At 55.0% G+C, this 24,664-nt stretch carries 16 protein-coding genes; 7 read left to right on the top strand and 9 right to left on the bottom strand.

Going from position 1 to position 24,664, the window contains the following annotated elements; all coding sequences use genetic code 11:
• Positions 1-21 precede the first annotated feature (21 nt).
• The gene (fbaA, locus tag ACFPMF_RS01985) at positions 22-1,101 is read right to left on the bottom strand and encodes a class II fructose-bisphosphate aldolase (protein WP_379840750.1); all 1,080 of its coding nucleotides are present in this window, start codon (positions 1,099-1,101) and stop codon (positions 22-24) included.
• Between the two features lie 204 nt (positions 1,102-1,305).
• Here fbaA and ACFPMF_RS01980 point away from each other — a divergent pair, with 204 nt between their 5' ends.
• Positions 1,306-2,931: a tannase/feruloyl esterase family alpha/beta hydrolase gene (locus ACFPMF_RS01980; protein ID WP_379840749.1), complete on the top strand. Its 1,626-nt coding sequence runs from the start codon at positions 1,306-1,308 to the stop codon at positions 2,929-2,931.
• An 81-nt stretch (positions 2,932-3,012) separates the two neighbouring features.
• Here ACFPMF_RS01980 and ACFPMF_RS01975 read toward each other — a convergent pair whose 3' ends face one another.
• The 4 genes from ACFPMF_RS01975 to ACFPMF_RS01960 form a co-directional block, all read right to left on the bottom strand.
• Positions 3,013-4,428 (bottom strand): amidohydrolase, encoded by a 1,416-nt coding sequence (locus ACFPMF_RS01975; RefSeq protein ID WP_379842736.1) that lies wholly within the window; start codon positions 4,426-4,428, stop codon positions 3,013-3,015.
• 132 nt (positions 4,429-4,560) lie between these two features.
• Positions 4,561-5,175, bottom strand: a complete 615-nt coding sequence (locus tag ACFPMF_RS01970; RefSeq protein WP_379840748.1) for a hypothetical protein — start codon at positions 5,173-5,175, stop codon at positions 4,561-4,563.
• 122 nt (positions 5,176-5,297) lie between these two features.
• Positions 5,298-6,884 (bottom strand): SusD/RagB family nutrient-binding outer membrane lipoprotein, encoded by a 1,587-nt coding sequence (locus tag ACFPMF_RS01965; RefSeq protein ID WP_379840747.1) that lies wholly within the window; start codon positions 6,882-6,884, stop codon positions 5,298-5,300.
• Between the two features lie 114 nt (positions 6,885-6,998).
• Entirely contained in the window at positions 6,999-10,208 is a 3,210-nt protein-coding gene (locus ACFPMF_RS01960; protein ID WP_379840746.1) for a SusC/RagA family TonB-linked outer membrane protein, read from the bottom strand.
• Between the two features lie 308 nt (positions 10,209-10,516).
• Here ACFPMF_RS01960 and ACFPMF_RS01955 point away from each other — a divergent pair, with 308 nt between their 5' ends.
• Positions 10,517-11,047, top strand: coding sequence for an MOSC domain-containing protein (locus ACFPMF_RS01955; protein WP_379840745.1), 531 nt, complete (start codon positions 10,517-10,519; stop codon positions 11,045-11,047).
• On the opposite strand, the gene ACFPMF_RS01950 is transcribed toward ACFPMF_RS01955, so the two are convergent.
• Entirely contained in the window at positions 11,014-11,688 is a 675-nt protein-coding gene (locus tag ACFPMF_RS01950) for an HAD family hydrolase (protein ID WP_379840744.1), read from the bottom strand. The genes ACFPMF_RS01955 and ACFPMF_RS01950 overlap by 34 nt on opposite strands.
• A 186-nt stretch (positions 11,689-11,874) precedes the next feature.
• The gene (locus ACFPMF_RS01945; protein WP_379840743.1) at positions 11,875-13,068 is read right to left on the bottom strand and encodes an MFS transporter; all 1,194 of its coding nucleotides are present in this window, start codon (positions 13,066-13,068) and stop codon (positions 11,875-11,877) included.
• Between the two features lie 143 nt (positions 13,069-13,211).
• Here ACFPMF_RS01945 and ACFPMF_RS01940 point away from each other — a divergent pair, with 143 nt between their 5' ends.
• Positions 13,212-14,060: an AraC family transcriptional regulator gene (locus tag ACFPMF_RS01940; protein ID WP_379840742.1), complete on the top strand. Its 849-nt coding sequence runs from the start codon at positions 13,212-13,214 to the stop codon at positions 14,058-14,060.
• Between the two features lie 110 nt (positions 14,061-14,170).
• Here the strand turns inward: ACFPMF_RS01940 and ACFPMF_RS01935 are convergent, their stop codons facing one another.
• Positions 14,171-16,285, bottom strand: coding sequence for an outer membrane protein assembly factor BamB family protein (locus ACFPMF_RS01935; protein ID WP_379840741.1), 2,115 nt, complete (start codon positions 16,283-16,285; stop codon positions 14,171-14,173).
• A gap of 110 nt (positions 16,286-16,395) precedes the next feature.
• On the opposite strand from ACFPMF_RS01935, the gene ACFPMF_RS01930 reads away from it, so the two are divergent.
• Entirely contained in the window at positions 16,396-17,772 is a 1,377-nt protein-coding gene (locus ACFPMF_RS01930) for an L-serine ammonia-lyase (RefSeq protein WP_379840740.1), read from the top strand.
• A 761-nt stretch (positions 17,773-18,533) separates the two neighbouring features.
• Here ACFPMF_RS01930 and ACFPMF_RS01925 read toward each other — a convergent pair.
• Positions 18,534-19,922 (bottom strand): M24 family metallopeptidase, encoded by a 1,389-nt coding sequence (locus ACFPMF_RS01925; RefSeq protein ID WP_379840739.1) that lies wholly within the window; start codon positions 19,920-19,922, stop codon positions 18,534-18,536.
• Between the two features lie 182 nt (positions 19,923-20,104).
• On the opposite strand from ACFPMF_RS01925, the gene ACFPMF_RS01920 reads away from it, so the two are divergent.
• The 3 genes from ACFPMF_RS01920 (at position 20,105) to ACFPMF_RS01910 (ending at position 24,661) form a co-directional block, all read left to right on the top strand.
• The gene (locus ACFPMF_RS01920; RefSeq protein ID WP_379840738.1) at positions 20,105-22,807 is read left to right on the top strand and encodes a DUF5686 and carboxypeptidase regulatory-like domain-containing protein; all 2,703 of its coding nucleotides are present in this window, start codon (positions 20,105-20,107) and stop codon (positions 22,805-22,807) included.
• Between the two features lie 134 nt (positions 22,808-22,941).
• Positions 22,942-23,307 (top strand): hypothetical protein, encoded by a 366-nt coding sequence (locus tag ACFPMF_RS01915; RefSeq protein WP_379840737.1) that lies wholly within the window; start codon positions 22,942-22,944, stop codon positions 23,305-23,307.
• A gap of 79 nt (positions 23,308-23,386) precedes the next feature.
• Positions 23,387-24,661 carry a TolC family protein gene (locus ACFPMF_RS01910; protein WP_379840736.1) on the top strand — a complete coding sequence of 425 codons (1,275 nt, stop codon included), beginning with the start codon at positions 23,387-23,389 and terminating at the stop codon, positions 24,659-24,661.
• Positions 24,662-24,664 lie beyond the last annotated feature (3 nt).

Raw genomic sequence — 24,664 nt, 5'->3', positions numbered from 1 at the left:
TACACACAACGCTTCAGTCCCTTACGCCAGCCGATTGATACAGTTCAGATCTTCGAAGGCGGTTTTCAGACGTTGCACCACGCTTTCTTCGGCTTTCCGCAGCCAGACGCGCGGGTCGTAGTATTTTTTGTTCGGCGCATCGGCTCCCGAGGGGTTGCCCAACTGGCCTTGCAGGTAGTCTTTATTTGACTCGTAGTAGTTTTTGATACCGTCCCAGGTCGCCCATTGAATGTCGGTATCGATGTTCATTTTGATGGCACCGTACTTGATCGCTTCCCGGATTTCGTCGCGGCTGGAGCCCGAACCACCGTGGAACACAAAATTAACGGGCAGCGGGCCGGTTCCGAATTTCTCCTGGATGTAATCCTGCGAATTTTTCAGAATGATTGGCGACAGCTTCACGTTCCCTGGTTTGTATACACCGTGTACGTTGCCAAATGCTGCGGCAATCGTAAAGTTCGGCGATATTTTGGAAAGTTCTTCGTAGGCAAACGCTACCTCCGACGGCTGGGTGTACAGTTTCGAATCATCGACGTCCGAGTTGTCAACGCCGTCTTCTTCCCCACCGGTAACGCCCAGCTCGATTTCAAGCGTCATGCCGATTTTGGCCATCCGCTCAAAGTATTTAACGCAGATTTCGATGTTTTCCTCGATCGGCTCTTCCGACAGATCCAGCATGTGGGAGCTGAACAGCGGTTTGCCGGTTTTATCGAAATGTTTTTCACCGGCTTCCAGCAGGCCGTCTACCCAGGGCAACAGCTTTTTGGCACAGTGGTCGGTATGTAAAATGACGGGAACACCGTACAGTTCGGCAACCGTCTGAATGTGCAGGGCACCCGAGATCGAACCGGCAATGGCCGCCTGCTGATTGGCGTTCGACAGGCTTTTGCCCGCATAGAAAATACCACCCCCGTTCGAGAATTGAATAATGACCGGCGAATTAACGGCTTTAGCGGTTTCCAGGACGGCATTGACGGAATTGGTCCCGACCACATTCACCGCCGGAAGGGCGTAATCGTTTTCGTTGGCGTGACGGAAAATTTCGGTGACGCCCTCGCCCGTTACGACGCCGGGCTTGAATCGGGAGGCTACTTCGCTCATAAGAAAAAATAGATTAGCTCAAGAAAAAATTGGCTGATTCCTAGATCATTAGATCATTTCGAATGCAGTCGGCAAATTACGATTAATTTTCCAAAGAGACGCTGTTTCGCGGAGTTAAGCGGAGGTCGGAGGAGGTGAGCGGAGCGTTTGATGAATACCTTACCCGGCGGATCGCTACCTTGAAGGCGTAAACTGAAGATAACGATGGTTCTCCCAATCCGGCCGGTTAGCATGGCCTTCTTTCTGGTTCTGAGTAGTCTTTTTCGGATAAATGCTCAGGGCTGCCTCTGCCGGCAACTGGCGCAGCAAACGTTTCCGAACACCACCATTACCACGGCCGAATGCGTGGCTGCGGACTCATTTCGACTACCGGGAACCACCGCAGCAACGCCCGGTTTACCGGCGTTTTGCCGGATAGCCGCCACCCTGAAACCGGTTCCGGAGTCTACCATTCGCATTGAAGTGTGGCTGCCGCAAACCGGCTGGAATGGGCGGTTTCTGGGAACCGGAAACGGCGGAGGAGCCGGAAATATCAACTATTCGGCCTTAATCAATGGCTTGAAACGCGGTTTTGCCACGGCCAATACGGACATGGGTACCTCGCCTAGTGCCAATGACGCCGTGGGCCATCCGGAGCGCTGGATCGATTTCGGCCACCGGGCTACCCACGAAATGACCGTTACCGCCCAGGCCATTACGCAGGCGTATTACCAAAAACCGGCTCACCACGCCTATTTTGCGGGCTGTTCGACGGGTGGCCAACAGGCGTTGATGGAAGCCCAGCGGTACCCCGACGATTACAACGGCATTCTGGCCGGCGCACCCGCCAACAACCGCACACACCTGCATACCGGTTTTGTCTGGAACTACAGAGCGACCAATCCGGGGCCGGGCAGTGCGTTGCTGCCAAAAGAAAAAATTGCCCTCCTTACCAGCGCGGTGCTCCGGGCCTGCGCCGGGAAGGATGGCGGGGCCCCAAACGACGACTTTCTGACCGATCCCCGGGCCTGCCGGTTCGACCCGGAAACACTGCCCAAATGCCCCGACGGAACCGACGACCCCACCTGTCTGACAGCCGATCAGGTAACCGCACTGAAAAAAATTTACGCCGGGCCAACGAACCCGCGAACGGGCGAACGGATCTACACGCCGATGCCGCTCGGCAGCGAAAGCATTTCGACCGGCATTGAATTCCAGCAAAACCCCAGGCAGGCCCCCAACGCTCTTTTCTACCAATATTTGTGGGTTTTCGGCCGCGATTTCGACTACACGAAATTCGATTTTGACCACGACCTGGATCGAATGGATTCGGTACTGGCTCCGATTCTCAATGCCAACAACCCGGACTTAACGCCCCTGAAAAAGCAAGGCAGCAAACTGCTGATGTACGCCGGAACGGCCGATCCGCTCGTGCCGTATCAGGACGCCGAAGCCTATTATGAACGCGTGGTGAAAGCACAGGGGGGCCTGAAACAGACCCAGGAATTCTTCCGGTTTTTCCTGATTCCCGGTATGGCGCATTGCGGAGGGGGACCCGGTTTGAACGATTGCGGTCAAAGCCTGGCCCTGACCGTCCCGCAGGACAGTGAACACGATCTGTTAACGGCCTTAGTGCGTTGGGTTGAAGAAGGCCGGACACCCGATCAATTGATCGCAACGGCTTACCAGGGCGGGGTTCCCGCCAACGGCATCCGGTTCCAGCGGCCCATTTATCCATTTCCCAAACTGCCGAAATACCTCCGGGGCGACCCCAAACTCCCGGGCAGTTACCGCGGTGTCGTCTACCCCCTTCGAACGGTGCTGAAACCGGCAGAAAGGTATTTGAAATGAGTCATTTGAGGTTAAACGAAACTGCCGCATACCCTGTCAATCACCTTAAACGTTAAACCTCATACCTTAAACGATTTCCATTCACTTCCGATAATCCAGCGCCGGTTTGCGGTTTCCGAGCAACGCTTCGTAATTGAAATTGGCCCCACCCCGGGCCTGCTCCCAGTCGGCGCGGGCTTTCTGGATCAGGGCCGGGTCTTTGAACAAGTCAATGGCCGTCAGCGACAGGGATTTGGCCGCCACCATCATGCCCTTGGTCCCAATGCTGGTACCACTCGAGGCCACGGCCTGCCAGCTGTGGGCCGCCGTTCCGGGTACCCAAGTAGCCGCCGAAAGCCCGACCGTCGGCACAACCCAGCTTACATCGCCCACGTCCGTGGACGCGCTGCCGAGCAGATCGTTGCTGGAAAAGGGCGACACGGTGGCGGCTTCCCCCGGTTTTCGGATGGAGCCAAACGAAGCCCCGAACGATTCGCTCAGTTTTTCGGCAAACCGGGTTTCTTCCGCCGAATACGTGACCCCACCCACCAGACTGAGGTTTTTGTGCATCAGTTTTGCCAGCGATTCCACGGGCAGCAGATTATACACCCCGCCGATGATCTCGTACTCCATTTTGGTTTCGGTCCCCAAACCGGCTCCTTCGGCGGCTTTGACCATGCGCTTCCAGACGTCCTGCAAAATTGTCCGGTTTCGGTGCCGGACGTAATAATACACCTCCGCAAAATCCGGCACGACATTCGGTGCTTCGCCCCCTTTCGTAATTACGTAGTGAATCCGGGTATCCGACGGAATATGCTCGCGCATCATGTTAATCATGTAATTCATCGATTCTACCCCATCGAGCGCCGACCGTCCGCGATCGGGGGCCGCAGCCGCGTGGGCCGAAATGCCCCGGAACCGGAATTTAGCCGTAATATTCGCCAGTGAGGTTGACGGATCCGCGCCGTTCCGATCGGCAGGATGCCAGTGCAGCACCACATCCGTATCGTTGAACAAACCCTCCCGCACCATGTACACCTTGCCGGAACCACCCTCCTCGGCGGGCGTGCCGTACAACCGGACGGTACCGCTTTTGCCGGTTTTCTGCAACCAGTTCTTCACCGCTACCGCAGCCGCCACCGAACCGGGTCCGAACAGGTTGTGCCCGCAGGCATGACCGGCCTTCTTCGCTTCGAGTGGTTTTCGTTCCGGAACCGCATCCTGCGTAATGCCCGGCAGGGCGTCGTATTCGGCCAGAATCCCGATGACCGGTTTTCCGCTGCCGAACGTGGCCACAAACGCCGTCGGAATACCAGCTACCCCGGCTTTTACCGAGAAACCTTCTTTGGTTAGTTCGTCCTGCAACAAGGCCGAGCTTTTCTGTTCCTGATAACCGACTTCAGCCCAATCCCAGAGTTGTTTGGAAAGTGTGCCGTAGTGGGCGGTTTTGCTTTCCAGCCCGGCCAGCACCTCCTGTTGTTCTTTCGTCAGGGCGGATTGGGCGTGGAGCGCGGGCATTCCCCAGCTCAAGGCGATGATACTGAATCCGAAGAGCGATTTTTTGTTCATGCTTCTGGTTAAAAATAGACCATAGACGCCGTACCGGTTTGTCCGGTACGACGCTACGTTTTCGCTGATGAAGTTAGCAATCTATTTTAAAGGTTGGTACAAGGCTTTTTTCGTATCGACCCGAATCACCAGCCGGCAATCGCCAACCTGCCCCCGGGTTTCATCGCAGATGCCGTCGTGGAAGGCATCGAAACGCCGACCGTCGTTGGTCTGGACAACAAATTTCAACTGGAACGTATCGTTCACCAACAGGCTCGCCGGCTGAACGCCCACGGCGGCTGCGGCTTCGGTGGCTTTGATGGAAACCGTTGCTGGCAGGCTCGAAAACGTTTTCCACAACTTGTCGGATGCTGCCAGACGGCTGGGCAGCGGGGCCAGCGCTCCGCTCGGGTACAGGCAACCGACGCCATTGCCGCAGGCCGTCATGGAAGCCGCCAGGGCAATTTTCGGGTTATTGAGCCCCACCCAGACCTCGATGGCCTTCACCCCAACGCCCTGACCAAAGTCTTCCCCCTTCAATTCAAATTCAAAATCCGTGGTCGCCAGGCTGTTGATATCGAAGTAGGCTTTGTTCGCGTTGACTTTGGCAACTGCCACCGCCCCCGCCGGAGCCAGCGGAATCGGGTCCTTCGTCTGGCAGGCATCCGAAATGACGAGACCCACCATGAATAAAGCAATGTAAGTAATTGATTTCATGCCGTTTGAATGGTTTATGGTTTTCGGTATTCGGTTTTCAGTTTTTGGTGGCTCCACCACCTTGAACCTAATGGACCTTTAAAGCCCCGTCAACTGTAAACTGAATACCGTAAACCGGTTTCTTACAAATCCCAGAAAACCGGGGTTATAAAATTGTTCTGCGCCGGAGCGTTGGTGTTGGTGTTCAGTTCACGCTGGGAATACGTAAACCGCAGCGGGAACGGATTCAGGGGCGAAATGGGAGCCATCAGCGACGGGATGCCCGTCCGGCGGTAATCGTTGAAGGATTCAATTCCATTTCCGTACAGTGAAATGTATTTTTCCGTCATCACCACCCCCAGCTTGCCGGCCGCCGGGGCCGTATCGAACTGCGCCAGCCGCGTGTTGACAAAATTGGTGATCGTTGTGGCCGACATTACCGTACCCGAATTACCCGGTGCCTGCACAAAGCTGTTGATACTGTTTAGGTTCAGCGAGATGGCGTTTCTCAGGTATTCCTTCGCGTCACCGGTCGTCCCGAGCGTCAGGGCAGCTTCGGCCAGAATAAAGTTCACCATCGAGGCCGTTATCATCGGAAAAATACCGGCCCCGGTCCCGTCGGAGGTCGTCACGACCCGAAAGTTGGTTGGGTTGTTTACCCCGGTATTGGTCAGAAAAACGTTGGTCGCGGGCAGGCCGGTGATCGGGTTATTGTCGTACAAACCGCCGTACGGATAGATGCCGAACGTAGCCCGAACGGCGTTGTCTGCCGGAGCGCCGGTGGGGTCGCCGGTGAAACGCCCGCCGTAGCCGTTGCTGGTGCGGGTGAAATTCACCCCGGCATTGTTGGTCTGGCGGTAAACATAATAGCGCAGTCGCGGATCATCGGTATTGTACAGACGCTCCATAAAGCCCTGATCCATCCAGAAATCCTTGGTAGCCCGGTAGTCGCTGATGTGAATCGGGTGGCGGTTCTGGGGCGTTTCCGTCGCGCCAAATTTGAAGGTAAAATCCTGGGCATTGGTCAGGATCAACTGACCGCCCGCAATCAGCGCGTTGATCTCCTGCTTCACCCGCGCCTGCTCCGCCGGAATCAGCCGGATTTGATTCAGGAGTTTCAGTTTCAGACTATTGGCCGCCCGCACCCAGCTGGCGCGATCGCCCCGATAGAACAAATCCGCCGTTCCCGGCGATACGTAGGGCGTTTTGTTCAGATCGGCAATGGCTTCATCGATCAGCGTAAAAACCGCCTTGTAGACCTCTTCGCCCTTATCGAATTTCGGACTCAGGTTGCCATCGCCCTGCGAAGCCTGCGTAAACGGCACATCGCCCCACAGATCGACCAGAATGCTGTAGACGTAGGCTTTTTCCAGTTTTGCCATCCCGACGTACGCCCACTGGCTTTTGGCGGTTCCTTCCCGGATGATGATCTCCAGATCGGTAAGTGCTTCCGAATAAATGCCGTTCCAGGGCGTCTGGAAGGTCGAACCGGTGAGTTCAAACCGGCTGGGGCCGTTCTGGGTGGCATGCTGCATGATGACCGTCGCAATCCGGTTGGTAGCGCCCCCGCCGATGTGAACACCGATGGAAACCTGCGTGGCCGGGAGCAGCAGATCCAGAACCGGCTGAGACGGTGTGTTCGGATCCACATTGATGTCCAGAAAGCTGTCGCAACTGCCGAACGTCAGCACGAAAAAAACGCCAATGAACAGTTTTAGTATGGTTTTCATATTGAATTTCTTTCGACAAATAATTGAAAATGAACCAGTCCGCTGTTCTGGATTTGAAATCCAGAACCATACTGATGCAGATTTTAAATCCGCATCAGCCGCCTTGTATCAGCGTCAGAACGTGAAGCGTAAGTTGACGCCGAAGCGTTTGGTCGTCGGAACCGCCACCAGTTCGAAACCCTGGGCGTTGCCTGCTCCCAGCGAATTGACTTCCGGATCGAAGTTCATGTACTTCGGAAAATTGGGCGCTTTGTACCAGAGGTTGCGGCCACTGAACGAGATGGTAGCCGAACCGAACGGCGTTTTGGCCAGCCAGTTCGCCGGAATCTGGTAGCCCAGCGAGACCTCCCGCAACCGGAAAACCGTCGCGTCGAACACCCGGAACTCGTCGGCCGTTCCCTGGCTACCGCTGAAGGCGCCCGTACCGAAGTAGTATTCGTTCACCGAAATCGGAATGTTGTTCGGCTGTTTCTGACCGTCGGCGGTCAGGATAGGCTGTTTGGTGTTCGGATCACCCAGCACGCCCACCGGCACCAGCACCTTGTCGCGGTCCTCGTTGTCGCGCGTAATCCCCCGGCTTAGCATCTCGGAAACGGAAATCGACAGAACATCGCCCCCCTGTTTCCAGTCAAACAAAGCGCCCAGCGTGATGCCTTTGTAGGTGAAGGTGTTGGTCACGCCCAGCGTAAACTTCGGATTCGGATTCCCCACCGGCCCCTGGCGGTCGGCCAGAATTGCTTTGCCGGTCGCCGGGTTGATCAGCAGATTGCCCTCCTCGTCGCGCAGGTAATAGCTTCCGCGAATCAAGCCGTACGGCTGACCAACGATGTGCATACTGCCGATGGTATTCGTCGCATTGGCCTGGCTATAAAAGAGTTCCGTAGCCCCGCCCAGGTCGAGCACCAGGTTGCGGTTGCGGGTAAACGCCGAATAGATATTCCACTTAAACCCGTTGTTGAGCTGAACCGGCGTGATGTCGAGCCCGACCTCAATGCCCTCGTTCTTCACTTTACCGAGGTTTACCACCCGGGTCAGGTAGCCGGACGAAGGCGCCACATCGACCGTAAAAATCTGCGACGTACTGATTTTCCGGTAGTACGTCAGGTCAATGCCGATACGGTCTTTCAGAAAACGAAGTTCAGTTCCGGCTTCAAATTCCCGGATAAACTCCGGTTTCAGCATAGCACTGCCCAGCCGGTTGCTGTAGGTCATCAGGTTGATGCCGTTGAACGGCGACAGAATGTCCACCGGTCCGGGATGGGTAAACGAAGGGTTGATGTTGTATACCGTCTGGGTCTGGTAGGGGCTGGCTTCGTTCCCGACAACCGCGTAGCCCAGCCGGATTTTTCCAAACGACAACACCGCCGGATTTGTCTTGAGCAATTCCGTAAACACCAGCGAACCGTTAACCCCCGGGTAAAAGTAACTGCGGTTTCCTTTCGGCAGGGTCGATGAAATATCGTTGCGGGCCACAACGTTCAGGAAGGCGTAGTTGCGGTACGACAACTGAAAATCGCCAAAGAAAGCCACAAACCGCTGTTTGATCAGGTTCCCTCCGAACGTCTGCTGAATCCGGGTATTGTCGAGGTCGTTGATACCCGGCACGATGATGCCGTCGCCAAATACCACCTGCCGGTCCGTCAGTCGCTGGTTGATGTTGTTGCCGACGATGGCGCGCAGGCTGAAATCCGGGCCAAAATCGCGCGATGCCGTGATGAGCAGGTTCCCATCGAGTTCCTGCCGGTAAATGTTGTCGTCGGTCACGTTGCCGTTCGGGTAAATTTCGCCGTTCTTCCCGTTGACACTCCGGCGCCGGTCGGTATAGGCGTTAAAACCGGCCGTATACTGAATGTTCAGCCACGGTAGCGCATCCACCCCAATCGTGAATTTCCCGAAATACCGGTCTACTTTGCTCGTGAACGGACTGTTCGCCACCGACCAGTACGGGTTGTCGATGCCCACACGGTCATAAATACTGCCGCCGGTTTGCGGATTGGTCGTGGGGTAATTGGTCAGGTCGTAGCTGGTGGGCGTCCACGGGAGAATTTCGATGGCCGACGGACCATTGCCGATGCTGGAGGTAAGCTGCGGGGAGTGCTGATCAATATTGACGTAGGTCAGCGAACCGTTCAGGTAAAAACCGTTGTCAAGCTGTGCATTCCCGCCGATGTTGAAGCTGGTCCGGTTGATTTTGTTATTGGGGACGATGCCTTTGTTGGCCGTTCGCGAAAAACCGGCGGTCAGGCTGGCTTTTTCACTGCCGCCCGACACGCTGAAGGCATTTTCGTAGACGAAACCGGGTTCGTAAAAATTCTCGTAATTCTGCTGGCCAAAGGGTTCGTACTTAACCTTCCTATTGGCGAGTTCGGGAAAAACCGTCGGCAGGCGCACGCCAATCGGGTGAAAAATCGAGTCGATCTGCGTATAAGGTGCTCCCCACGAACCATACACACCGTAGCGCGTATCCCATTCGGTGCCCTGCCCGTAGGTCGTCTGGTATTCGGGTGCTTTGGCAAGTTTCTCGTAGGAATACGAGGTGTTGTAGGTGATTTCCAGGCCCTTTTTCGACTTCTTCCGGTTGTTTTTGGTCGTAATAATAATCGCGCCATTGGCCGCCCGCGAACCATACAGAGCTGCCGCAGCCGCCCCTTTCAAAACCGTCATCGACTCGATGTTATTCGGATCGAGGTCGAACGCCCGGTTCGTAAAGCTGGCGCCCCCCTGCTGCCCGCCATCGGTCAGAAACGATGAGTTGTCGAACGGCACGCCATCCACAACGAACAGCGGCTGGTTGTTGTTCGACAGCGAGGAGTTCCCCCGGATCGTGATGTTGGTGGAACCACCGGCGGCTCCGCCCGAGCCCTGCACGTTTACCCCGGCCACTTTTCCCGATAACGACCGGAGCGGGTCCGGTTCCGAAATCTGGGCAATTTTGCTGCTGTTGATCGTGCTGACCGAATACCCCAGCGCTTTCTTTTCCCGCGCGATCCCGACCGCCGTGACCACCACTTCGGTCAGTTGCTTGGTGTCCGCTGGCAGGGAAACATCGATGGTCGTTTGCGACCCAATCGCGACTTCGGTGGTCTGGAAACCGATGGACGAAAAAACCAGTGTGGTCCCTCCTGCCGGAACGTTTAGCTGGTACTCGCCCTGCGCGCCGGTTACGGTACCAATCTGGTTGTTGCCTTTGACTGTCACCGTCACGCCCGGCAAAATCGTACGCTCTTCGGCGGTGATGACCTTTCCCCGAATAACTCGTTGCTGAGCCTGGCTCAGGAAGGATAAGAAGAGGAAGCAAAGAATGAAGTGTAATTGTTTAATCATAATAGAGATAGGGCGTAAAATAGGTTAGGTAAATATGAAACTCATTTTCCGGAAATAAATAATTATTTTCCAAATATTCCATGTTCAATTAACCATATTTCCGAACATTCTTTCATTATTATAAAAAACTCCTTAAATATTTAAAGCATTTTACAGAAAATGTAAAATTTTAGAAACCCAAGGAATCACCTGTCAAACCAGCCGTTTGGCCCGCAGGCTGGTTGTCCAGATGCCGGAGCCCGAAAAAATCGTACAACGGTTTCTTTCATGGCCTGGCCTGAATGCGTACTTTCAACCGGAATCAACGTATGAATGTGGTGGACAATCAGTTGCGAAGTCTATTTGAAAACTTTCCCCGTCTAGGCCGGGTGGAGTGGATTGGGATACGGCCCATAAAGCGGGAAGCCCCCGAAGCGGTTTCGGAGGTGGTGGTTTCGGAGCGCGAGGGGCTGATCGGCGATCACTACAGCGGGCGCAGCGGCAACCGCCATGTGACGCTGATTCAGGCGGAACATTTGCCGGTTATTGCGGCCCTGACGGGGCATGATGGCGTTGATCCCGGTTTATTGCGGAGAAATCTGGTGGTTTCCGATCTGAACCTGCTGGCCCTGAAAGACCACCAGATTCAGATCGGATCGGAAGTTGTCCTGGAGATTACCGGCCTGTGCCACCCCTGCTCGCGCATGGAGGCCAATCTGGGTCCGGGCGGCTACAATGCCATGCGGGGCCACGGGGGGCTAACGGCACGGGTTATACGTGGCGGTATTATCCGTTTGCAGGATGCCGTAACGGTTCTGCCGGTTGATCAAACCGAAACGGGCCGGCTGAATAAGGACTGAAACCGTTCGGGCGTCAGTTCCGTAAAGTCCCGGATCACCTCATCGGCGCCGACTTCCTGCAAAGCCTCGGGGGTATCGGTCGTTGCCAGGCCAATGACGTAGGCTCCGGCTGCTTTGGCGGCCCGAATTCCCGTGGTCGAATCTTCAAAAATGACGCTCTCCGAGGGCTCAACCCCCAGCAGTTCCATCGCCTTCCGGTAAATTTCCGGATCGGGTTTGGGCCGACTCACCTTGCTCTCGTCCAGCAGCACATCGAAATACGGACGCAGTTGCAGGGCATCCATCACAAAGTCGAGGTTCTCGACCGGCGCGGAGGTGCCGACTGCGGTTCGAACCCCGGTGTTCCGAAGCAATTGCAGAAAGGCGGGCAATCCGGCGACGGGCGCAATATCCGGCTGGTACAGTTCCCGAAACAGGCCTTCCTTTTCGGCGGCCAGTTGCCGGGATTCCGTCAGCGACAGCGTCCGATCCGGAAAGAGATGACGCAGGATCTGATCGTTATGTTTTCCCGACACGTACCGAATAAAATCGTCGTCGGTCAGCGGTTTTCCGTAGCGTTCAAAATAGGTTCGCCAGGCCAGGCGGTGGTGGGGATTCGTATCGACGATCACCCCATCCATATCAAAAATAGCAGCTTTCATAGTTTTTAGATTTGGGAAGAAATCAGCCGGATGAAAGAGCGCCGGGCCGGCGCTCTTTCATTTTCCGTTCTCCCCCTTTGTTTAAATACTCAGACCATAGAAGACTGCGAACAGACAAGCGCAACCCATAAAAAACAATGCGTTACGCCCTTGTCTTTTGTCTTTCCTCTTTTTTCTAACAGTCTACTAAAGTTTAATTTTTCGGGAAATAGCAGCCGAGAACAGGAGCATGACAATGACCAGACCCAGACCATAGGCCAGACCGTAGGCTTCCGCCACGAATCCAATCACGGGCGGACCGGCCAGAAAACCCACAAAGCTAAAGGTCGCGAAGGTTGCCAGACCGGTTGCCGCCGGGATGCCCGGCACCCGCAACGAAGCCGTGTACAGAATGGGCGCTCCCAGCGAACAGCCCGCTCCGAGCAAGGCAAAACCCGCCAGCGCAACCACGGGAACCGGAACGGCAATGGCCAGCGACAGCCCCAGAGCCGCTACCAGACTCCCTCCCACCAGAATCCGCCGGGCCCCGAAACGCGGAATCATGGCATCACCGATAAACCGCCCCAGGGTCATGGTGAGGGAAAAACAGCCGAAGCCCAGCGCAGCCAGCTGACTCGTAGCCCCCGTGGCATCACGCAGGTAAACCGCACTCCAGTCGAGGGCCGCCCCTTCGCCCATCGCAACCGCCAGCCCAACGAGAATCATCAGGAGTAACATCAGGTTCGGTTTTATGAATGTCGCCGACGATTCGGCGGGTGGCTCGGCCGGAATGGTGGCCAGAATGGGACGCAGGCTGACCGTCAGGATCAAGAGGGCGATGGTCATTCCCAGCATATGGAGCGAGGGCGATACGTTCAGCGCAATGAGCAGCCCCGCCAGCATGGAACCGATCATACCCCCCAGACTCCACATCCCGTGGCACGCCGACATGATCAAAATACCGTGTTCCCGCTCGACGTCGGCAACGCAGGTATTCATCGCCACGTTCAGCAACGATGCACTCAAACCAACCAGAAACAAGCCCAGGGCCATGATGGCGACATTGGGGGCATTAATGGGCAATAAGGTACTGAGGCATAACGACAAAGCACTCAGGAAGCAGGTTTGGGCCGCCCCCAGCCGCGCAATGATCCATCCGGAGACCGGATTCATCAGCAGCAGGCCCGCGGGCATCGAAAAAAGCACCATGCCCAGCCCGGCATCCGTCAGGTGCAGGCGGTCTTTCACGTGCGGAATATGGGCCACCCAGCCCCCCAGCAGCAGGCTTTCGGTCGTAAAAACCAGCCCCACGGCGCGAGCCTGAGGGTTGGTGAAAAAGGTTTGCAGACTTCGGAGCGGTGATGCGGTGGATAGCGGTTTTTCGTCGATGCTTACATTCATGGTTTTTCAAATCTTACCGTTGCAAAAATAAGGCTCTTTTCCGAGTTGCTCTTTCGTTTTATTACCCTATTTTGGTGCTGTATTAACGCAACTGACCCGGTTTTAGAACTTACTATATCAATGGTGCATTTATTCCCCTAAAAATGAAACCGCAATTTGAAAAAATCGAGCCCGAATTTGGCAGTTCCTTTCGCCTGGTCCACCATACGGAACCCGACAGTTGCTGGGTTTACTGGCATTACCACCCTGAATACGAGATTGTCTACATTCCGCGGGGCAATGGTAAACGGCATATCGGTCATCATGTGTCCACGTATCGAGACGGCGAACTGGTGTTTCTGGGTCCGAATCTACCCCACCTCAACTTCAGCCACGGCGTTATCGGGGATTTTGAGGAGATTGTGGTGCAACTGCGTGAGGACTTCCTGGGCCGGGATTTTCTGGAAAAACCGGAACTGACCGCCATCCGGCGGCTATTTGACCGCGCCCACCTGGGGATTTCCTTCTTCGGGGAAACCAAGGAAAAAATCGGCCAACAGGTGGCTTCGCTGGTCAGCCTGCCGCCGTTCGAACGGATGATGCAGCTACTTTCTATCTTTCAGCAACTGGCGGTTTCGACGGAATACCACATTCTGAATGCGGGCACTCATGATCTCGACCTAAACGGTCGTGAGCAGGACCGGATCAACCGAATTTACGGATTCGTGGAGAGTCACTACGCCCAGCCGATTGATATGCAGCAGGTTGCCTCGCTGGCCAACATGACGGTGCCGGCGTTCTGCCGGTATTTCAAGAAAATGACGCAAATGACGTTCACGGATTTCGTTAACGAGTTCCGGATTACCCAGGCCCGCAAACTCCTGACCGGCGACCGCCCCATCGGTGACGTCTGTTTCGAAAGCGGTTTTAACAACCTGTCGCATTTCAACAAGGTTTTCAGACAACGAACGGGCCAGACGCCCGGCGCGTATCGCCGGGCGCTGGCGCTTTAGAAATTGAACCTGATGATCCGGTTTAATACCGGATCATGGGTAAAACAAGAACGTATCGAAGCGGATTAACCGAAAAATCGTCCCTGCTGTCCGGCGAATTCTTTACGGGGTTACGGCAAGGCAAAGGCCACGTAGCTATCCCCCTTCTTCGTGCCCAGTTTCGTACCACCACAGGCGATGACGATGTATTGCTTGCCATTGACTTCGTAGGTACTCGGCGTTGCAAAACCAGCGGCCGGGAGTTCGGTTTGCCAGATGACGTTCCCGGTTTTCTTGTCGATGACCCGAAACATGCCGTCTTTGCTGGCGGCAATGAACAGCAAACCGCTGGCCGTCACCACCGGCCCTCCGTAGCTCTCGGCCCCGGTGGGCGGAATGCCTTTTGCCGTCAGTTCTTTCAGTTCGCCGAACGGTTTTTGCCAGAGGTGCTCGCCCGTATTGAGGTTGATGGCGGTCAGCGTTCCCCAGGGCGGCCGGATGCCCGGATACCCTTTGCTGTCGAGAAACCGGGTATACCCATTGAACTTATATGGAACGTAGGGCATTTTGGAGCCCGGTTTTGCGGAACTCGCTTCTACCTTTTCATCACCGAACAAGAAGGCAACCAGCGCCTGTTTCTCGGCCTCTGAAAACCGGGAAAAACCGGGCATCATTCCTTTCCCACTGGTGATAATCGTGTGGACAAAATCACGTTCACGGCGTTGCCCGATGTTGACCAGCGACGGATACCCGCTCGCCGGATTGCCTTTGCGATCCGGCCGGTGGCACACCTCGCAATTGATCGCATAGAGCCGTTCACCGGGACTGAGATGGGCCAGTTCTTCTGCTTTCGGCGTATCGCGCAGGCTCAGAAGCCACGCCATTTCGTTGGCATTTACGTACATAATCCCGTCAGGATCGACCGCAGCTCCGCCCCATTCGGCTCCACCGTCCAGCCCCGGATACACCAGCGTCGGCGTTTTGCCCAGTGGCTGAAAGGGCCCTAATTTGGAACGCCGGTAAATCGCCAGCAGCGAATCCCGGTTTTCGGCGTACGGACTCAGATCCGATTCAGCAATGGTCTGCCGAACAAAGGGGGCCGGTTTGGTAGGAACGGGCTGCGTCGGCCAGGCGGGTTCGTCGGGCAAATCAGAGTTCGGATAGGGCACCTCTTTGATGGGAAAAAGCGGTTTTCCGGTCACCCGGTCGAACACGAACACATGCCCGGTTTTGGTGACCTGTGCCACGGCATCGACGGTTTTGCCGTTTATTTTCAACGTCACCAGATTCGGCGGAGCGGGCAGGTCGCGGTCCCAGATGTCATGGTGAACAAACTGAAAATGCCAGATCCGCCTGCCGGTTTTGGCATCCAGTGCCAGCAGGCAATTGGCAAACAGGTTCTGGCCTTTGCGGTTGCCGCCGTAAAAATCAAAGGCCGCCGAACCGGTGGGCACGTAAACAATGCCGCGTTTCCGGTCAATCGACATCCCCGACCAGTTGTTGGCACCGCCCACGTTCGTATTTTTATAGGTATTCTTCGGCCAGGTTTCATACCCAAACTCCCCGGGGTTGGGTATGGTCCGGAACACCCAGGCTAATTTACCCGTCCGGATGTTGAAAGCCTGCACGTAGCCCAATGCCGCATCGGCGCCTTCGGACAGCCGGAGGGGCATGATTATCAGATCCCCGAAAACCGTGCCGGGCGTGTTGGAAATAACATATTTATCGGTGGCCGTTGGCCCTAACCCGGCTTTCAGACTAGTTTTGCCGTCGGTACCAAAGCTGGAAATGAGCACTCCGGTTCGGGCATCAACGGCACAGAGCGACGCTCCGGAAGTAAAGAGAATGCGTTTGTCGTCGTTGCTACTCCAGTAGGTAACGCCCCGGGGCGTATTGAGGATCGCTTTGCTCGGATCCGTGTACCGCCATTTTTCCTGCCCGGTAGCCGCATCCAGCGCAAAAACCTGACTCCTGGCCGTAATGCCATACAAGGTACCATCGACAATGACGGCATTGCACTGCACCTGACCCGAATCTTTCGAATGATACTCCCACGCAATTTGTAACTTACTGGCGTTGGACGCGTTGATTTGATCGAGTGGCGAGTAATGGTTGCGGTCAGGGCCGCCGAGGTATTCGGGCCATTCGCGGGACGGCTGGTCCTGGTTGGGTGCCTCGGTAGTCCACCGGGCGGCAGTAAACAAAGCCGCCGACAAAACCAGCGCAGGCCATAATAAACGTTTCATTTGGTTTAGGAAAAGGGTAAAAGGGGATTCAGTAGTTTTGTCATGACAGCATCATGATCAACTAAACGTGCAGAAATATACAACTTCATCAACACTGATTACTAGTCTTCATGAATAATTCACCCATTGCGACCTCGATTTTTGATCTGTTCAAAATCGGCCCGGGCCCGTCCAGTTCGCATACCATCGGACCGATGAAGGCGGCTTTTGACTTTCTGGAACGCCTGTCGGTCCTTTCCGAAGAAATCCTTAAAACCGCCCAGTCGATTCACATTCATTTGTATGGTTCCTTAAGTGCAACCGGAAAAGGCCACGGCACCGACCGGGCGATTGTGGCCGGACTGCTGGGCTGGCAACCCGAATCGGCCGATCCGGTTGCGTTGATGGATTTACTGAAAGAGCCAACGGTGACCTACCCCGTCCGGGTGGGTGAATGCGTGGTTGAACTGGCTCCCGAACACATTCATTTCGAACGAAAAAAATACGATTCGCCGTACGCCAATACGGTTGTTTTCCAATTACGGTCCGCCACCGGCCCGCTTTTTGAAGAAGAATATTATTCCATCGGCGGTGGTTTTATTCTCCGGAAAGGCGATGAGACCGTGGACCAGCCGGTAGCCCCCATTCCGTATCCGTACCGGACGATGAAGGAACTCAAGGCCCGTTTGTACGATCATCAACTGAGTCTCGAGCAATTGATGCTGGCGAACGAAACCGCCCTGACCGGCCGAAGTTCGAAAGAAATCAATCAGCGGATCGACCTGATTCTGGAGGTCATGCACAAAGCGGTCCGGCGGGGGTTGCGGCAAACCGGAATCCTGCCGGGCTCCATCAAACTACGCCGAAAAGCCCCGGTGCTGTTTCAGCAGGCCCGCGGACTGGCGCAATCGTCGGATAGCTTTCTGATTTTTCTGAATGCCTATTGCCTGGCGGCCTCGGAAGAAAATGCGGCCGGTGGCATTGTCGTTACGGCCCCCACCTCCGGCGCGTCGGGGGTCATTCCGGGTTTGACCTACCTGGCGCGGCACCATTTTCATTACAATAAACCCACCTTGCGAAAAGGCATGTGGGCGGCTGCCGCCATCGGTTTTCTGGTCAAACACAACGCCAGCATTTCGGGCGCCGAGATGGGGTGCATGGGCGAGATCGGTACGGCATCGGCCATGGGCGCGGCTTTTCTAACCCATTGCGCGGGAAAATCGATCGATGCTGTCGAAGCAGCCGCCGAAATTGGCATCGAGCACCACCTTGGCATGACCTGCGATCCGATTGGCGGTTACGTCCAGATCCCGTGCATCGAGCGTAATGCGATGGGTGCGGTGAAAGCCTATAACGCCTTTCTGCTGGCCACCGCCGGAACGCCCGCCAACCAGAAAATCTCACTGGATGCCGTCATCAAAGTCATGAAAGCCACCGGCCGCGACATGTCCACCAAATACAAAGAAACCTCCGAAGCCGGTTTGGCGCTGAGCGCAACGGAATGCTAACCTTTACCGTCCGGTGACCACTCTCCCTGCTTGAAAAAGCATAAAACCGGGTATTGCTTCTATGCGGCCTTCCGCTACCCTTTTGTTGGATGATCCCGTAACGCTGGGCCTTACTTTTCAATTAACACAGGTAGTTTGTCTGGAAAATGACCGATGGGCATCCCAGGAGCGCAGGCAAGAAATTCTGAAAAACAAAATGAGTAATTCTACTTTATTATTGAACGGATTCAGGAAAGTGTAAAAACTAACCAAGAATAATTCTTTTATGTGATTACATCCGTAGTCTTTTAATGTACGCTTTTCGTATCTTAATCGATATAATTTGAAGCGTGTTATGAAAAATTTACCAATCTTATCCTTAACGTTGAATGTTGTGTCCCTTTCCCGGCGGTTCACGACTTCAAAAACCTGCCCCTACTGCGGCCGAGATCAATCGGCGGCCGAGCGAATCCCCCGAAATTTACTTACCCGAATCAGCTTATTTTTCGTCACTAACCGTTCCTACCGCTGTCAGGGATGCCGTAAAAAATTCATTAAAATCGGCGAAAATTAAGTACATACATCCCCGGCCTGCTGCTAAGGCCCAATCGGAGCACCAGCCATATTTTGCAACGGAAAATATGGCTGGTGCTCCGTCCATAACCAGTTGGCGTAGTTCTTTACAACGTTGGCAGGAAGAAGCGATAAGGTTGACTTTTGGTTTCCGGGCTCTCGTCACTAAACCCGTCTGTTAATCCGGTATAGATAAAACCGTCTCCCTCCTATTTGACGTACGATAACTTTCGTGGGATTGTAAATATCTCGGTCTGGCGACCGTCGATGTAGCGGAAGCTTTTCCCATCAAAGAAACCGTCCTCTTCGAGCATGATGCGGACGGTTTTCTTCCATTCCGGCACTTCAACGGCCGCATTCAGTTCAATCGAATAGGCGGTGTTGGCAAACAAGGGGTAATCACCCGGCCCCGGCACCCCTTTCTGCTGGTCCCACAACCCGATCGTCGGGCCAGCCGCGTGGCCGTGAACGCCAATCGGATGGGTGTAGATCGTCCCCACAATGCCTTCCTTTTTTGCCTGTTCCAACGATTCCAGCAACAACTGGTTACCGGTTCTTCCGGCCTGGAAACGTTCCGTCAGAATGTCCTGCAACCGATTGCCCTGCTGAAAGGCTTTCCGAAGCGCTTCCGGCACCTCGGTTTCGCCGGGGCGCAGGATGTAAGCGTGTTGCTGCTGATCGGTATTAAGTCGTAAATAGGTGATCCCGAAATCGACATGCAGCAGATCGCCCGGCATAATCACCTGGCCCGACGAGCGTTTGGAAAACGTTCGCAGGTGCTCGAACTCCTGCGCATCGGCCCGCTGAATGTCCACGGTTGGGTGAAACCAGGTCTCCAGGCCAAGCTCGGTAATGCGCTGGCGAAACCACCAGACCACATCGTCGGTGGTCGTGACGCCGGGCTGAATCACCTGCTCCGAAAACCCTTCCTGAATGATCTGATGCGACAGGCGACAGATGAGCGGGTAAATGGCCATCTCCTTTGCCGTCCGTGTTTCGAGCCAGCCGACGGCCAGCCGCTCCGCCGGAACAATCCGTTTCTGGTATTCCGCCGGGAGCCTGGCCATCAACTCCCCGTGCTCCGTCATCGTCAGCCCGTCGGCATGGCCGTAGTTTGGGGAAAAATTCAGGCCGATCTTCTTCGGTTTTCGGTCCTGAATGATTTTCACCAGTGCATCCCACTGATTCGGTCGCACGTCGATGTCCCAGGCCCCCTTGAGCAGATTGCCGACGTCGTAGCGGGCAATCGCCAGTTTTTCCAGTTCTTTTCCTTCGCCCGACGTGGCGACGCCCGACGTAACGACGCCCGGATCGTAAAAAACGATGATCGTCCGGCGCCGGGCGGAGAGCCAGGTGCTGGGCAGCATGGTTTTCAAAACCGGGTCTTCGTTGTATTCCCGCGAAATCAGCACCCACATATCGATACCTTCCCGGCGCATCAGCTGGGGTAGCAGGTTCGTAAACCGGTCTTCCAGGATTTCGTCGACCACCCGGGCGCGCTCCCGTTCACTCAGAATAGCGGAGGGCGAAACCGTTTGCGCCCGCAAACCGGAACCAAAAAAAAGAAGCAGAAGCAGCGAGAGGAAACGGTGATTCATGCGCAGCAAACGTTATAGTTTGTTAAAAATACGGTATTTTCTAACGGAACAGGCAACTTTACGGCGGTTTTGCTCATCCGGGTATAAACTGGACCGGATCGGAACCGACCGTTCATCCGTTATGAAATTGTTCCAGTCGCCCAAAATTGGTAGTTTACCTCCCGAATACACAACCTGAACGCATGAAATATTTCCTTACGCTCTTCATCACGCTTTTTCTGCTTCAGTTCGGGTCGGCTCAGGGCATCCGTGGAACGATTAAAACCACCCAGGGCGAGGCTCTCCCCTACGCGGCAATCCTGGTCAAAGGAACGTCCACTGGTGCCGTCACCAATGCGGAAGGTCATTACGAAGTGCCGCTCAAACCGGGCAAATACACCATCGTCTTTCAATTTTTAGGCTTTCAGGCGCAGGAAAAATCCGTCGAAATCGGCAACGACTGGCAAACTATCGACGTCACGATGCAGGAACAGGCGTTTCGGTTGCAGGAGGTGCAGGCCCGCGAAGGCAAGGAAGACCCCGCCTACAGCATCATGCGCCGGGCCATCGCCAAGGCTAAATACCACGAGTTGCAGGTGGTGAGCTACACGGCCCGGGCCTATACCAAAACGTCGTTTACAGTTACCGACCTGCCCATGCAGTTCATGTACCGCAAGCAATTGAAAGAAGCGGAAAAAGAGGGGTTCAAAATCGGCGTCCCGATGCTTTACGAGTCGGTTTCGGAAGTGACGTTCAAACAACCCAATACCTACCGGCACCGGTTGCTGGCCACGCGGAATTCGCTGGGCGATAACGTCTCGGTGAGCGATTATTTCCTGACCAGCTTCTACCGCCCGGAAGTCAACAACGCGGTTTCGCCCCTGTCGCCCAAAGCGTTCGCCTATTATAAATTCGAATACCAGGGCACGTTCAGCGAGCGCGGCATCGACGTCAGCAAGATCAAAGTAACGCCGAGGGCCTACGGCGAAGGCGTTTTTCGGGGCACAATATTCATCATCGAAAACAGCTGGGCCATTCACAGCCTCCAACTCGAAACCCGGAATCCGCTCGGTTTTAACATCAAAATCCGGCAGGTGTACAGCCCCGTACAGACTGTCTGGCTGCCCGTCAATCAGCGGTATGACCTCGAAGGACGCATTATGGGAGCCGCCGGAAACGCCCAATTAATTATCAATCAAACCTTTAGTAAACTACAAGTCAATCCAGCCTTCGTTGAGGACGTACGCATCATTGACGAAAAGATCGAAAAACCGGCCGTCAGCCTGTCGAACAAGGAGATTAAGGGGCAGAAACTCGAAGATAAGATTGCGAAACAGAAGGAATATTCGGCCAAGGATTTCAAAAAACTGCTCAAAGAATACGAGAAACAGGAATATCAGGCCAAAAAAGAGCGGAAGGAAACGGTGGATGTGTCGCGGAACGACTCCACGATTGTCGATTCGCTGGCCCGCAAACGGAGCAACGCCTTCTGGGATTCGCTGCGTACGGTTCCCCTGACTTCCGCCGAAATCAAAAGTTACGTCAAACGGGATAGTTTGCAGATTGTCCGGAAAATTGAGGTGCAGAAAGACAGTACCAAAGCCGCCAAGGATTCGACCCGCAAAAACCGGTCGAGCAAAACCTTCAAACCGGGCCAACTGATTTCGGGCAACACCTGGAATTTCAGCAAGCGAACCGCCCTGACCTGGGACAGCCCGCTGCAAAAAATTTATTACAATACCGTCGAAGGTTACACGTTCGATGTGGGCCTGCGAATGCGGTATTTCCTCCGCAAACCGCAAAACGACTCCACGCGCCGTCGGGTCGTAACGAAGCCAACGCCCGATCTGACCCTCGGCGGAGCGGGGCGTTACGAGTTCGGAATGAAGCGGTTGATCGGGACCGGCGGGCTTACTTATAATTACAAAAGCACGCATATCGACCTGACGGGCGGCCGCTGGGTCAATCAGTTCAATGCGAACGAACCCATCAGCCCGTTCCTCAACTCGCTGACCTCGTTGCTTTTCGAAAAGAATTACGCGAAGTTCTACCAGCGCGATTTCCTGCGCCTGGGCGCGTCGGCCCGGCCGTTCCAAAACCGGGTGACCATCAACGGAAGTCTGGAATACGCCGAGCGCACCGAATTGGCCAACTACAGGGAAAACCTGAAACCGTGGATCGACTGGAACCAGTTTGCCTTCACGCCCAACCGCCCGACCAATGCGGAATTAGGCCCGGCGGCCTTTCCGGTCAATCAGGCTTTTACGTTGAATCTGGCGGTTTCGGGCAAACTGGGGGCCAATCGCTACCGGGTCCGGAACGGGCGCCGGGTACCGACGCGCAACAACAGCCCGGAACTCACGCTGAATTACCGCAAGGGAATTCCGGTCAACCTCGGGTCGGTGGGCACCAGCGATGTGGATTACGATTTCCTGCAGGCGGGTCTGAGCCATTCGTTCGAAACCGGGATTCGGAGCCGGTTAAGTTATAACGTCACGGCGGGCGGTTTTCTGAACGACAACGCCGTCTTTTTCCCGGATTTCAAGCATTTCCAGGGCAACGAATTTTTCCTCCAGCAGGGCGATCCCACCTCCATTTTCCGGATGCTACCGTATTACCAATACAGCACCGGCAAGCGGTTTTTCGAAGGGCACGTGCTGATGGAATACCGCAAATTCCTGATTACGCAACTGACACTGGTCCGTTTGACCGGCCTGAAAGAAAACCTGTTTGTCCATTACCTCGGCACACCGAGTTCCCGCCACTATACCGAAGTTGGCTATGCGCTCGACGGCCTGATTCCGGGTATATTTCCTTTTTTCCGGGTGGAGGTGATTTCGCAGTGGCAGGACTGGCAATACCAGAAACTCGGTTTCCGCATCGGGACAACGCTGAAGTTCCGGTAAACAAAACCAGGGGCGTTGTCGGTGTATTCCATTGCCAACGCGAAGGACGGCTGCGGTTTTTAACGCTCTTTTAACGAGGATTTTAAACGTTTTAAATGTGGCAGCGTTTTGTTTGCAGCAGGAAACAGGAACAAATGGGTTTCATTCGCAACATAACGCTAACGGTCGGCCTGATTTGGGCGGTGTTTTTCCGGGTTTACCCAGCGGTAACCGGTACAACACCACACCCCCATTTCGTCCCGCAAACCACCGTCAAGCAAGCGATCCACCTGGCCGGTCCGGCTTCCGATGCCGCGGTTTTTCTGCTCCAGGATGAGGACGAACGCGTAGCCCCAGCGCTCGACCGGGACTTGCTGCCCGCCTTGCCCCCTGACTGGCTCACGCTCTTGCTGCCCGCCTTTTTGGCCTTGCCTCCTGTGCTGGTTACGATCCGAAAACCGGCCATCCATCACCAGCCTTACTACCTCTTATACTGCGCGTTACGCATTCCGATTGCGTAACCTCCGGACCCACGGTCCTGCATTCTTTCCTTTTGCCAGCCGGCAAATTACCCTCTTAAAACAGACTTAAACATACACCATGAAAAGGATTTTTCTTTTCGTGTTTGGGTACCTATTGAGTAGCCCCCTGGTATCGTTTGCCCAGAGCGATACCCTGCGGCTTACGCTCGCCCAGGCCGAAGCTCAGTTTCGCCAGAACAACCTGCAGTTGATGGCAACGAAGCTGGGTGTCGATGAAAACAAAGCCTATGAGTTTCAGGCAAAACTCTGGAATAATCCGGGAATCTACATCGAGCAGATGCCCTACAATGCCCAGACGAAGGAAGTGATGCCCGTCCGGCAGCAGAATTCGGAACAGGTGATTCAGTTGCAGCAATTGCTGCTGCTGGCGGGAAAACGAAACAAGCAACTGGCGATTGCCCGCACCAATACCGAGCTGGCCAGCGACCGGTTTTTCGACCTGCTGCGGACACTGAATTACCAGTTGCGAAGCACGTTTTACGATTTGTATTATGCGCAACAGGCGCTGGGTGTCTACGAACAGGAAATTGGTACGCTCCGGCAAACCGTCACGCTGTTTCAGCAGCAGTTCGACAAGGGCAATGTGCCGCTGAAAGACCTGACGCGTCTGAAAGCATACCTGTTCAACCTGACCACCGAAAGCCAGCAGTTGCTGAAGAAATTGACCGACGACCAGGCCGATCTGGCTGTCTTCCTGAATGCCAGCCCCTCGATACCCCTCCAACCTGTGCTGGAAAATACGGACGCAGTTCAGCCTGCCGTCGGTCAACTCAACCTGGAAGATCTCTACAAACTGGCCTCCGAAAACCGCTACGACCTGAAAGCATTCCGCGATCTGGCCACGCAGGAAAAACAGAATCTGGCGCTCCAGAAAGCCCTGGCCGTACCGGACCTGACCGTTCAGGCCACCTACGACCGCAACGCCGGATACATCCCGAACTACGTGGGCGTGGGGGTTGGTATCAACCTGCCGGTTTTCAACAAGAATCAGGGCAACATCAAGGCCGCCACCATTCGCACGCAGAGCAGTCAGCAGGCCACCGAGGCCTACACGCTCCAGGTGGAAAACGACGTTCGGCGGGCTTACCAGAAGTTACTGCAAACCGATCAGATGTACCGCACCTTCGACCAGACCTTCAACGGCGACTTCGGACGGCTCATTCAGGGCGTTACGGCCAACTACCGCAAGCAAAACATCGACGTAGTTGAGTTCCTGGACTTTTTCGATTCCTACAAATCCAGCCAGATGCAATACAACCAGTTGCAAAACGACCGGATGCAGCGTCAGGAAGAACTCAATTTTGCCGTCGGCACCACCCTATTCACCCACTAAGTC

It is taken from the genome of Larkinella bovis, assembly GCF_042655385.1.
Taxonomy (GTDB): domain Bacteria; phylum Bacteroidota; class Bacteroidia; order Cytophagales; family Spirosomataceae; genus Larkinella; species Larkinella bovis.
This window is presented reverse-complemented; position numbering and strand designations above follow the sequence as displayed.

Excerpts from the sequence above, each read along its gene's own strand:
- ACFPMF_RS01910 (WP_379840736.1), top strand. The coding sequence starts at position 23,387 with ATGAAAAGGATTTTTCTTTTCGTGTTTGGGTACCTATTGAGTAGCCCC.
- ACFPMF_RS01920 (WP_379840738.1), top strand. The coding sequence starts at position 20,105 with ATGAAATATTTCCTTACGCTCTTCATCACGCTTTTTCTGCTTCAGTTC.
- ACFPMF_RS01940 (WP_379840742.1), top strand. The coding sequence starts at position 13,212 with ATGAAACCGCAATTTGAAAAAATCGAGCCCGAATTTGGCAGTTCCTTT.
- fbaA (WP_379840750.1), bottom strand. The coding sequence starts at position 1,101 with ATGAGCGAAGTAGCCTCCCGATTCAAGCCCGGCGTCGTAACGGGCGAG.
- ACFPMF_RS01930 (WP_379840740.1), top strand. The coding sequence starts at position 16,396 with ATGAATAATTCACCCATTGCGACCTCGATTTTTGATCTGTTCAAAATC.
- ACFPMF_RS01970 (WP_379840748.1), bottom strand. The coding sequence starts at position 5,175 with ATGAAATCAATTACTTACATTGCTTTATTCATGGTGGGTCTCGTCATT.
- ACFPMF_RS01980 (WP_379840749.1), top strand. The coding sequence starts at position 1,306 with ATGGTTCTCCCAATCCGGCCGGTTAGCATGGCCTTCTTTCTGGTTCTG.
- ACFPMF_RS01945 (WP_379840743.1), bottom strand. The coding sequence starts at position 13,068 with ATGAATGTAAGCATCGACGAAAAACCGCTATCCACCGCATCACCGCTC.
- ACFPMF_RS01955 (WP_379840745.1), top strand. The coding sequence starts at position 10,517 with ATGAATGTGGTGGACAATCAGTTGCGAAGTCTATTTGAAAACTTTCCC.
- ACFPMF_RS01925 (WP_379840739.1), bottom strand. The coding sequence starts at position 19,922 with ATGAATCACCGTTTCCTCTCGCTGCTTCTGCTTCTTTTTTTTGGTTCC.
- ACFPMF_RS01975 (WP_379842736.1), bottom strand. The coding sequence starts at position 4,428 with ATGCCCGCGCTCCACGCCCAATCCGCCCTGACGAAAGAACAACAGGAG.
- ACFPMF_RS01965 (WP_379840747.1), bottom strand. The coding sequence starts at position 6,884 with ATGAAAACCATACTAAAACTGTTCATTGGCGTTTTTTTCGTGCTGACG.
- ACFPMF_RS01935 (WP_379840741.1), bottom strand. The coding sequence starts at position 16,285 with ATGAAACGTTTATTATGGCCTGCGCTGGTTTTGTCGGCGGCTTTGTTT.
- ACFPMF_RS01915 (WP_379840737.1), top strand. The coding sequence starts at position 22,942 with ATGGGTTTCATTCGCAACATAACGCTAACGGTCGGCCTGATTTGGGCG.
- ACFPMF_RS01960 (WP_379840746.1), bottom strand. The coding sequence starts at position 10,208 with ATGATTAAACAATTACACTTCATTCTTTGCTTCCTCTTCTTATCCTTC.
- ACFPMF_RS01950 (WP_379840744.1), bottom strand. The coding sequence starts at position 11,688 with ATGAAAGCTGCTATTTTTGATATGGATGGGGTGATCGTCGATACGAAT.